This is a genomic window from Kribbella sp. NBC_01484 (assembly GCF_036227145.1).
Taxonomy (GTDB): domain Bacteria; phylum Actinomycetota; class Actinomycetes; order Propionibacteriales; family Kribbellaceae; genus Kribbella.
On record NZ_CP109437.1, the window covers coordinates 8,505,277 to 8,515,402 of the forward strand.

General features: G+C 67.7%; 11 protein-coding genes. 5 read left to right on the forward strand and 6 right to left on the reverse strand.

Annotated elements, in window-relative coordinates; genetic code table 11:
• Window positions 1-42 precede the first annotated feature (42 nt).
• Both OG555_RS41010 and OG555_RS41015 read right to left on the reverse strand, forming a co-directional pair.
• Window positions 43-1,578 (reverse strand): plasmid pRiA4b ORF-3 family protein, encoded by a 1,536-nt coding sequence (locus OG555_RS41010; protein ID WP_329479303.1) that lies wholly within the window; start codon window positions 1,576-1,578, stop codon window positions 43-45.
• Window positions 1,579-1,701: 123 nt separating this feature from the next.
• Window positions 1,702-2,562 (reverse strand): LysR family transcriptional regulator, encoded by an 861-nt coding sequence (locus OG555_RS41015; RefSeq protein ID WP_329479305.1) that lies wholly within the window; start codon window positions 2,560-2,562, stop codon window positions 1,702-1,704.
• A 61-nt stretch (window positions 2,563-2,623) separates the two neighbouring features.
• Between OG555_RS41015 and OG555_RS41020 the strand changes: the two genes are divergently transcribed.
• Entirely contained in the window at window positions 2,624-3,619 is a 996-nt protein-coding gene (locus OG555_RS41020; RefSeq protein WP_329479307.1) for an aldo/keto reductase, read from the forward strand.
• 22 nt (window positions 3,620-3,641) lie between these two features.
• Here the strand turns inward: OG555_RS41020 and OG555_RS41025 are convergent, their stop codons facing one another.
• Window positions 3,642-4,544 (reverse strand): LysR family transcriptional regulator, encoded by a 903-nt coding sequence (locus OG555_RS41025; protein ID WP_329479309.1) that lies wholly within the window; start codon window positions 4,542-4,544, stop codon window positions 3,642-3,644.
• Between the two features lie 109 nt (window positions 4,545-4,653).
• Between OG555_RS41025 and OG555_RS41030 the strand changes: the two genes are divergently transcribed.
• From OG555_RS41030 to OG555_RS41040, 3 genes are all read left to right on the forward strand, one after another.
• Window positions 4,654-5,070: a hypothetical protein gene (locus OG555_RS41030; RefSeq protein WP_329479311.1), complete on the forward strand. Its 417-nt coding sequence runs from the start codon at window positions 4,654-4,656 to the stop codon at window positions 5,068-5,070.
• Between the two features lie 88 nt (window positions 5,071-5,158).
• Window positions 5,159-5,389, forward strand: coding sequence for a GNAT family N-acetyltransferase (locus OG555_RS41035; protein ID WP_329479313.1), 231 nt, complete (start codon window positions 5,159-5,161; stop codon window positions 5,387-5,389).
• Window positions 5,390-5,462: 73 nt separating this feature from the next.
• Window positions 5,463-6,215 (forward strand): L,D-transpeptidase family protein, encoded by a 753-nt coding sequence (locus OG555_RS41040; RefSeq protein ID WP_329479315.1) that lies wholly within the window; start codon window positions 5,463-5,465, stop codon window positions 6,213-6,215.
• Window positions 6,216-6,228: 13 nt separating this feature from the next.
• Here the strand turns inward: OG555_RS41040 and OG555_RS41045 are convergent, their stop codons facing one another.
• Window positions 6,229-6,876, reverse strand: coding sequence for an HD domain-containing protein (locus tag OG555_RS41045; protein ID WP_329479316.1), 648 nt, complete (start codon window positions 6,874-6,876; stop codon window positions 6,229-6,231).
• Between the two features lie 71 nt (window positions 6,877-6,947).
• Between OG555_RS41045 and OG555_RS41050 the strand changes: the two genes are divergently transcribed.
• Window positions 6,948-7,949, forward strand: coding sequence for a GlxA family transcriptional regulator (locus OG555_RS41050; protein WP_329479318.1), 1,002 nt, complete (start codon window positions 6,948-6,950; stop codon window positions 7,947-7,949).
• Here OG555_RS41050 and OG555_RS41055 read toward each other — a convergent pair.
• Window positions 7,905-9,275 carry an amidase gene (locus tag OG555_RS41055; protein WP_329479320.1) on the reverse strand — a complete coding sequence of 457 codons (1,371 nt, stop codon included), beginning with the start codon at window positions 9,273-9,275 and terminating at the stop codon, window positions 7,905-7,907. The genes OG555_RS41050 and OG555_RS41055 overlap by 45 nt on opposite strands.
• Before the next feature lie 47 nt (window positions 9,276-9,322).
• Complete coding sequence (locus OG555_RS41060) at window positions 9,323-10,117, reverse strand: SDR family NAD(P)-dependent oxidoreductase (RefSeq protein WP_329479322.1); 795 nt, start codon at window positions 10,115-10,117, stop codon at window positions 9,323-9,325.
• Window positions 10,118-10,126 lie beyond the last annotated feature (9 nt).

A 10,126-nucleotide genomic window follows, 5' to 3' on the forward strand; every position in this document is an offset into this window, starting at 1 on the left:
ATGCCGTGAGCTTTGAAAGCGGCGGCGGGACCTGGAGCTTCGTCAGGACTTGGGAGACCAGGTGCGCAGTGCGGCCCTCGCGAACGTCACGCCTTGCGGCGTGGGTGTGGCGGACCAGCGGTGGATGCCAGGCTCGCTGACGTAGGCTCCGAGCCGGTGCAGTGCAGCCCTGGTGTCCCAGACCGCTTGGCCGGCCAGAGATGGCGTCATCGATATTCCATCGCTACTCATCCAGCCGATCGCGCTGAGCAACTCCGCGATGGTCCTGTCCGGCTCATCGGTGGATCGCGCGGCGAGAGTCGCCAAGAGAATGAGCCCGGCTTGGGTTTCACAGGCGTCTCTGGACGCCGGTGGCATCCGCTCGGCCAGGTGCCACCACAGTGCGAGCGGATCATTGCGGACGGCACGTCCGGACCGTGTCAGGAGAAGTGTTCCGCGGTGCTTCCGAAGCAGGCCCATCGCCTGTGCCGACTCTCGCAGGGCCAGTACGGGCATGGTCTGAATCTCTCGATTGCCCTTGCCGATCCATTCTTCGCCCAGTCCGAGTTCGGCCATAGCGGCTTCCACATGGACAGGCGGCAGGTAGCCGGCGCCGGTCAGTTTGATGCCGTCATCCCCAACACGGTCAAGCAGCCAACGGTACGGCGAGACCATCTGCGCCGCGGTATCAGCGTCGATCTCAACAGCCGCGTCCAGGTCCGCGTCGACGATCATCCGCTGGAACAGCCTTCTGTGTGTCGTTGAGCGGATCGCCAGGACGAGTCCGCCGAGCGGTCCAGGAAGATCTGGTTCACCCTCGCTGAACCCGGCCAGCATCTCGTTGATCTCGTCGGGGTCGAACGAGGAGGGCGCGTAATCGCCGGGTTCGGCGTCTTCGCCGTACATGCGGGCATAGTCGGCGACCGCCTCAGCATGTCCTGGATGCGTGGGATCGAGCGCGGCGGTGATCAGCTCGTAGCCATAGACCCCGCCACAGTCCTCACTCGGGCCAGGACCTCGGCCGCCGATGCAGACAGCCTTGGCAGCGGAGTCCTCCCGGGGCAGCACGGCTTCGAGCTTGATCACGTGCATCCAGTCGTCGCCGAAGTCGTACAGGTAGAACAGCTTGTCACCCGGCTTCGCGAGTACCTCATCGAGGCGTACGTCCTCTTCGGGTACGCCGATCCGGCCGTCTTCGAACGGGCAGAGATAATGCTCGCTCGCAGGGTGGTAGTAGTCCTTGCCCGAGGCGAACTCGTGTAAGTGGCTGTCGGTCCATCCGAATGCAGCCTGAATGACTTCGTGGACCTCGTTCAAGAACAGGTCAGAGGCGAGCTCTAGCCGCCGCCATAGCGGGGGCTTGGTCCCCGTCAGATCGACGCGCACCCGAAAGGTGACGACGTCGGCACGACGTGCTCGCCGCCGTGAAGGCGGTGGCGTCTGGCCGAACGGATCCAGCCCAGGCATCGCGGCACCCAGCAGCTGCGGAAGCAGTCTGCTCAGGTCATCGGTGCCCCTGCCCGCGATGACCGCCTTGAACTGTTCCAGCAATTCGGCCTGACTGACCGAGCTCGACTGAGGATCGTGGTTCTGCGCCATGCGGAAACGCTACCGCCCACATGAGAGGTTGTGGGACGGCTGCGCCATAGCTGCGCGGGCCGGCTGGAGTACGGCGTACAGGCCCGCATCGCTGAGGCGCCGCCGGTCGTCGTTCTAGCGCAATCACCCGATTGAGTCGACGAAGAGGTGGACGATGTCGCGGGAATCGGTGCGGCGCCAGGCTATGGCCAGTTCGGCGGGCGGGAGGTCGGGGACGGGGCGGAAGGTCAGGCCGGGACGCTCGTAGAGGCGAGCGTTGCCCTCGGCGATGAGGGCGACGCCGACGCCTGCACTGACCAGTTCCAGGACCTCGTCGGCAGCCGTGGCCTCTGCTGCGATCAGCGCCGAGCCGGGGCGGGCGTCCAGCGCCAGCCAGAAGTCTCGGAGTGGGCCTGCTGCGACTGGCAAGGCGACAAATGGTTCGTCAAGCAGTGCGGCGAAGGGGATCTCGGCGCGGTCGGCGAGCGCATGTCCTGAGGGCAGGGCTACCCAGCGGTCTTCGCGGATCAGGACTCGGGTTGCCAGCTCTTCAGGTACCGGTAGCCAGACGAAGGCGACGTCGCTTGTGGCGTCGGCCAGGCCGGCGGTTGGGTCATCCCAGCCGACGAGCCGCAAGGAGACCGTCCAGCCGGGGGCGCGTTCGCGGAAGCGCTTGGCCGCGGGGCGTTGGAGGTCGCGGCCGATGGCGGTTTGCATGCCGACGACCAACTGCTGAGGGTGGCTGAGTGCTCGCGCCTCGACGTACCCGCGGTCCCAGGTCTCGAGCATCGCGCGTACGACGGGGAGCAGAGCACTCCCCTGGTCGGTGAGGGCCAGGCCGCGCGGCAGTCGCTGGAACAGCTCGAACCCGAGCCGACGCTCGAGCGCGCGCAGCTGTTTGGACAGCGCGGGCTGGGAGACGAACAGGCGTGCGGCCGCAGCCGTCACGGTCAGTTCCTCGGCCGTCGCGACGAAGTAGCGCAGCTCCCGCAAATGCGCATCCATAACCGATGGTTATATCAACAGGTCTTGGACCGGCAAGCACCCGCGACCTGAGGGTGGAGCCATGACAACACTTCGCACTCTCGGCGGGCTCCAGGTACCACCGATCGGGTTCGGCGCGATGGTGCTGTCGCCGGGCATGTACGGCGAGATCGACGACGAGGGCGGGGTCGCGGCAATCCACGCGGCGATCGAGGCCGGCGGGACGTTCATCGACACCAGTGATGCGTACGGCGACGATGGTCACAACGAGCGATTGGTCGGGCGGGCGATTCGCGGGCGTCGCGAGGAGATCACCGTGGCGACCAAGTTCGGCCTCGCCCTGGCCGACGGCGCGCAAGCGCATCCATTGAAGGTCGGCTTCGCGTTCGAAGAGCTGCTGGTGAATGCCGAGCCGAGATACATCCGTGCGTACGCGGAGAACAGCCTGCGCAACCTCGGGATCGACGCGATCGACCTCTACTATCTCCACTTCCCCGACCCGCAGGTGCCGATCGAGGACTCCGTCGGCGCCATGAGCCAACTCGTTGCCGATGGCAAGGTTCGCCACCTCGGAGTGTCGAACGTGACGCCGGACGAGCTGCGGCGGGCGCACGTCGTACATCCGATCGCCGCAGTACAGACCGAGTGGTCGATGTGGCGGCCGGTGGATCCCGAGTTGCTCGAGGCTGCGCGTGAACTCGGCATCGGCGTCGTACCGTGGAGCCCGCTCGGTGCGGGTTTCCTGACCGGCACCGTGCAGAATCTCGGCGAGGACGACTTCAGGAACAACGCGCCTCGGTTCGACTCGGACAGTCTCACAGCGAACAACGCGTCGTACGCCGCTCTCCGGTCGCTCGCCGCGGACCTCGGGATCACCCGGAGCCAGCTCGCGCTCGCCTGGTTGCTGCACCAGGATCCGGCGGTGGTACCGATCCCGGGCAGTCGTACGCCGGCGCACATATCCGAGAACCTGGCCGCGGCCGACATCACTTTGCACCCGGACACGCTCACGCGGATCGACGCCGTACTCGCCCGCGTGAAGCCCGTCGGCGCGACGTTGCTGCAGGACGCTCGGTGAAGGCGCTGGCCGTTCGACCGGATCAGCGTCGCGAGTCTGCAGTATGCGTCGCGGTGGTCGGGAGCATGCCGAGGAGGGCGTCGGCGGCCAGGGAGGCGGCGGTGCCGGTGGGGACGGCTACGGAGACCTGCCAGTCGGCGGCGCTGCCGGGGGTGAGGCCGACGGTGATGTGGTCGCCGCGTTTGGCGGCGATGCGTTCGGGGACGAGGGCTACGCCGAGGTTGTGGGCGACCAGGGCCAGGAGCGTGTGTACGTCGTTCACCTCAATCGTCACGGGGTGAGCGACGCCGGCGGTGGTGAAGGCCAGGTCGGAGATCGTACGGGCGCCCCAGGTCGGGTCGAAGTCCACGAACGACTCCCCCACCAGGTCGTCGAGGGAGACCGCGGTCGCCTTGGCGAGGCGGTGGTCGGGGGCGCAGACGAGGACCATCGACTCCCGGGAGAGCGGGCGGAGGTCCAACCCGTCGATGCGGCCACCGTCCGTGGCGACGAACGCGACATCGAGGCGACCGGACGCCAGCTCGTCGAGCATCGGGGTGGAACCGCCCTGGCGGACCTCGATCTCGACACCGGGATAGGCGGAGCGGAACTTGGCCAGCAGAGCCGGTACGTCGACCACGCCGAGGCACTGCTCGAGGCCGACCGTCAGGTGACCGCGCAGCAGACCCTGGACCGCAGCGACCGCGTCCTTGGCTGCCTCAGCGGCGGCGAGAGTACGGCGACCCTCGCACAGCAGGGCTCGGCCGGCCTCGGTGAGCTCGACGCTGCGGGTGTTGCGGACGAAGAGGGAGGCGCGCAGCTCGCGTTCGAGGGCGCGGATCGAGGCGGACAGGCCGGACTGGGAGATCGACATCGCCTCGGCCGCCCGCGTGAAGTGCTTCTGCTCGGCCACCGCCACGAAGTGTTCCAAGTGCCTCAGCTCCATGACTCAGAACTCTAGTCGATCGAAGCAAAACGATTCACCTGTCCCGCATGTTGGCCGACGACCCCCTGCCGCGACGGCCGAGAGGCTTCCAGTAGGTAGGGTGTCGAACATGGCGGATGAGGAGTTTCGGGTTGAGGTTGTGCTCGGGAACGACGAGCACAGGTTGACGTTCTGGGAGCGGTTGCGGGCGCTGGATCTGGACGATGACGCGCAGAAGCGGCTCGGGAGTCAGGTGACGGTGACCCGCGACGGGAACCGGATGCTGCTCTACACGCACACCCTCGAGGATGCGCAGGAAGCGGAGCGGACCGCCAAGGAACTGGTCGCCCACGACAAGATCGAAGCCGAGTACACGGTGACGCGGTGGAATTCGGCCGAGCAGGACTGGACCGACCCGAGTGTGCCGGTGGGTGAGCACGACGCTGCCAGTGACGCGGCGAAGAACGCGGGCATGGAGGTGCCGGATCAGCGGTACGTCGTGATGCAGGCCTACAAGCCTCAGTTCCTTCGGGACCTCGGTCTCTAACCCCCCGATCGACCTAGTCTGGCCGGATGTGGATCGAGCTGCGGCCTGTCGGTGAAGGGGATCTGACTATCTCTTCCACCACACGCCCGTGCAGCGGATCCAGGACGCGACGCATCCGGAGAATCTGGCCGAACAGAAGGCGTTGGAGAAGGCCGGTTTCACCCTCGAAGGGGTGATCCGGGCGTGCGAGTTCCGGGCCAGGAAGTACCGGGACGGGTATCTGTACAGCAGGCTGCGGGACGACCCCGGACCTGTCGTCGACAACGGTTCGGTGACGGGATCGGGGAACGACGCGTCCGGGGAACCCTCGGAGCACTAATCTCGGCGGGTCGCTGCCGGATCACACGGCGTGGTTCTGCGACTCTGAAAAGTGCTCGAGGGAGAGGGGAATCGTGTCTCGTCGACGTGGTCTCGTTGCCGGTGCCGTCGTACTAGCGTTCGTGCTCGCCGGGTGTTCCGACGTGGCCGCGAGCGAGTCGACTCCCTCCCCCAAGACGTCGGGTACGCCGTCCGCGACACCGACGACCGCCAAGCCGACGCCGGTGAAGCCGAAGCCCACGGTGAAGCAGAAGCCGCAGTACTACGCCTTGCGCGTCGAGCGGCAGCTGGACAAGCTCGGGTACCCGGTCGGCGACATCGACGGTGACATCACCGCGCGGGCCAAGCAGGCGCTGTGCGCGTGGCGCGAGACCAACGGCATGCCGGTCAGCCGCGCCGGGCTCACCCTCAACGACGCGTATTCGGTGCTCAACGCAACCAAGCGGCCGGCGCCGACCCGCTCGCCCGGCATCTACGTGAACAAGACCTGCCAGATCCTGTATCAAATCGTTGGGAAGACCTACAAGCGGATCGTCTGGATCTCGACCGGCGCACCCGGGTACGAAACCCCGAACCGCACCGGCGAGGTCTGGCGCAAGTGGGCCGGCGCACACGAGAGCAGCCTGTACGACGACGCGTTCATGTACGACTCCCTCTACTTCCTCCGCGACCGTCCCGGCATCGCCCTGCACGGCTCCCGGGTCAACTCCCTGATCAAGCCCTACCCCGCCAGCCACCGCTGCGTCCGCGTCCTCCGCCCCGAAATCCACGAAATCTTCGCCGACACCCCTATCGGCACCAAGGTCCAGGTCTACGGCGAATTCTGAGCGGGGACTTTGGCTACGCTCCCCAGCGTGAGGCGGTCGCAACGAGTTCGAGACTCGTTGGCGCGCCGAGTTCCTTTCGTTCGCGGGTGAGTTCGCCGCCGGGGGTGTAGCGGGCGGCGGCCTGTGGGGAGCGGGCGGCGTGCCGGACGATCTCGTCGACCAGGACGGTGACCACGTTCAGCCGCGGGTAGCGCTGGTGCACAACCTCGCCCTGAGCGTCTGTCATAAACTCGGCGCCGACGCCGAAGTCGACTGCCACGCCTCGACGAGTGAGGTTGGTGAGCACTCCCCGGCGCTCGGCGATACCGGGTGTGGTGTGCAGCGCGATCGCCTCCCAGACCGGATCGATCTCGTGCGCGCCGTACCCGTGCTCGGTCAGGAACTCGGCGGCCATATCGGCACCCTCGACCTCGAAGCGCTGCTTGCCCGGCACCGATGGCGAGGTGCCGAGGTCATGCAGGACGCAGGCGTAGAAGAGCAGATCGGCCTCGAAGTCGACGCCCGGCTTCAGCCCTTCATGCTCGGCGAGCAGTGTGGCGAACAGGTAACTGCGGATGCTGTGGTTGGCAACGGGCTCGCTCTCGGCGGACACGGCGAGCTCGACAGCGCGCCGCGCGACAGGACTGTCGGGCAGCGCCGGGATGCGATCGGAAGAGTTCATGATCCGACCGTAAACGCGAGCAAGGTGACACCGTCAGTGGCACGCACGCCATGCAACGATAGGATCGTGCCATGCCCGATCGGACCCCCAGCGATGCGCATCATGTCGTTGTCCTGGTCCTCCCAGATGCTCTCGCGCTGGACCTTGGGATTCCGCTGCAGGTTTTCGGCAGTTGGCGGGACGGGCCGTACGAACTGACCGTGTGTGCCGAGCAGCCAGGCCCAGTCCAGTTGCACGGCAGCCCAGCGATCCTCATCGAGCACGGGTTGGACTGCCTGCGATCCGCCGACACGGTGATCGTTCCTGGGCAGGCCGAGCCGGTTGTGCCGTCTGACGCGGTCTGCGCCGCGCTGGCTGACTCCGCAGCGCGGGGCGCCCGCATGATGTCTATCTGCACCGGCGCGTTTGCGCTCGCGGCCGCAGGCTTGCTCGACGGTCGGAGTGCCACGACGCACTGGTGGCACGCAGAGTCCCTGGCCAGTCAGTACCCGCAGGTCTCGGTCGAGCCGAAGGTGCTGTACGTCGACGAAGGCAACGTGCTGACCTCGGCCGGTGTCGCCGCCGGACTGGACCTGTGCCTGCACCTCATCCGTCGCGACTTCGGGGACCGCGCGGCAAACCAGCGCGCCCGCATGCTCGTCACCGCCCCTCACCGCACCGGCGGCCAAGCCCAGTACATCGACCTGCCCGTGCGACGCACAGGCGGCCTGACGGGTGTGTACGAGTGGGCGCTGCTCAACCTCGATCAGCCGCTCACTGTGGATCAACTGGCACAAGAGGCCGGATTGTCCCGACGTACCCTCATCCGGCACTTCAACACCGAGACCGGGCGGCCACCGATGCGATGGATCCTGGAAGCCAGACTCAGCCGCGCACGGGAGCTGCTCGAATCCAGCGACCTCACGGTGGAGGTTGTCGCGCGGCGCTGCGGCCTCGGCACCTCAGCCAACTTCCGCACCCTGTTCAAAGAACACGTCGGCGTCCCACCCAGCGTCTACCGCGACTCGTTTCGTCCTACCACCGAGAGTTCAGCCCATCGGCCACTCGCGCCGGTCGGTCTGCCAGCTGTCTAGATACTCGGCCAGGGCGAGCGCCTTCAGGTCTTGGTGATGCGGTACGGCGAGCTGCGCCCCGATCGGTAGACCCGACGTCGACCAACCGACGTTCACGGTGGTCGCGGGGTGGGCCGACATGTTGTACGGCACGGTGAACCCGATGTGCTCGAACGGCTTCGACGGATCGTCCGTCGGATACGCGAGCTCGGCCGGGAACGCGGTGATCGGCGCCACCGGCGACAAGATGACGTCGTACGACGTGAACACACCGGTCACCGCAGCCGCCATAGCGCCCATCTGGCTGTATCCGTGGAAGACGTCGAAACCCGACACATCACCGGCCGTCGATACCCACGAACGGATCTGCGGGAGCACCTTGGCCCGGCGTTCCTCGGGCAACGCCGCGATGTCCACCGCGGACCGCACCCGCCAGAAGCGATCCAACCCGTCGAGCATCTCGCGCGTGATGATCGGGCCGATCGGCTCGACGACCGCGCCGCCCTTCTCCAGTACGGCGGCCGCCGACGAGACGGCCGCGGTCACCTCAGGGTCCACCGGCAGGCCGACCCCGGCGTCCAGCAGCAACGCCACGCGGAGACCCTCGACGGTGACCTCGTAACTGTCCGACGCGGCCGGGAGGGACGTGTGGTCGCGCGGGTCATATCCGGACATGACGGACAAGGCCAGCGCCGCGTCCGCCGCCGTACGTATGAGGGGGCCGATCGCCCGGCCCGGGTACGGGTTGCCGACCGCGACCCGGCCGTGCGTGGGTTTGAGGCCAACCAGGCCGCACCACCCGGCGGGCAGACGGATCGAGCCACCGATGTCGGTCCCGATGTGGATCGGTCCGTAGCCGGCCGCTGCGGCGGCGGCCGCGCCGGCGCTCGAGCCGCCGGCCGTCTTCGACAGGTCCCACGGGTTGCGTGTCAGGTGGTGGAAGGTCGACACGCCTGACGAGAGCATCCCGTACTCCGGCATCGTCGTCTTGCTGAAGATCACTGCCCCGGCGGCGCGGAGCCGAGCCGCCGCCGGCGCGTCCTCTGTGGCAGGGATCAGCTCGGTGGCGGCTGTGCCTTGTGGGACCGGGGTGCCGCGGGTGGCGATGTTCTCCTTGACGGTCACGGGTACGCCGTCGAGCGCACCGGCGACCCCGTCACGCCAGCGGCGCTCGGATTCCTGGGCCGCGGCCCGGGCACCGTCCGGGTCGAGCGCGTACGTGGCGCAGATCCGCGGCTCCAGCTCCTCGACCCGGGCGAGTACGTCGTCGATCACCTCGACAGGGGAGAGCGAACCGTTGCGAAAGCGAGACAGCAGGTCGGTCGCGGTCAGATCGGCGAGACTCATGCATGCTCCTTGGGGTCGGGATCAAACGGTGCGAGGTCCGCGGACGCTCAGTTGGGTGGGTCGAAGCGCCCGTCGACCGCGGTCCAGCCGCCGTCGACCGCGAGGACGCTGCCGGTGACGAAGCTAGCGGCGTCGGACGCGAGGTAGACGACCGCGCCGGCCAGTTCGCTCGGCTGGGCCCAGCGACCGAGCGCCCCCTTCTGCGCGTAGGCGTCGTACCAGGCCTGGTTCGCCTTGATCTGCGCGGTGAGCGGGGTCTCGACGACGCCGGGGGCGATCGCGTTGGCGCGGACGCCGTACGGTCCGAGTTCGGCGGCCGCGGTCCGGAGCAGCTGGACGAGGCCGGCTTTCGTTGCCGCGTACACCGATTGCCCGGGCTCGACGGTCGTACCGCGGATCGAGCTGAACCCGATGATGCTGCCGCTCCCCCGCGCCGCCATCTCCTTGCCGAAGGCCCGGATCAGCTGGAACGACGCCCGCAGGTTGAGCGACACCACCCGGTCGAACTCCTCGCCGCTGTAGTCCACGATCCGCTTCCGGACGTTGGTCGCCGCGGTGAACACCAGCACGTCGACCGGCCCGAGCTCGCCGACCGCCCGCTCGATCGCCGCATCATCGAGCACATCCAGCTCGTACGCCGTGAGCCCGCCAGCTGATCCGGTGGGCTCATCGCTGCCGCGAGCCACCGTTTCCCCGGCGGCGGGGAGGTCCCGGTCGGCGCAGGTCACCCGCGCGCCATGCGCGGCCAAAGCCAGCGCGCTCTCGCGACCGATGCCACTGCCGGCACCAATCACCACCACGTGCTTCCCGTCGAGCCGGAACAACCTCGCGTAGTCCGTCACGTTCTCTCC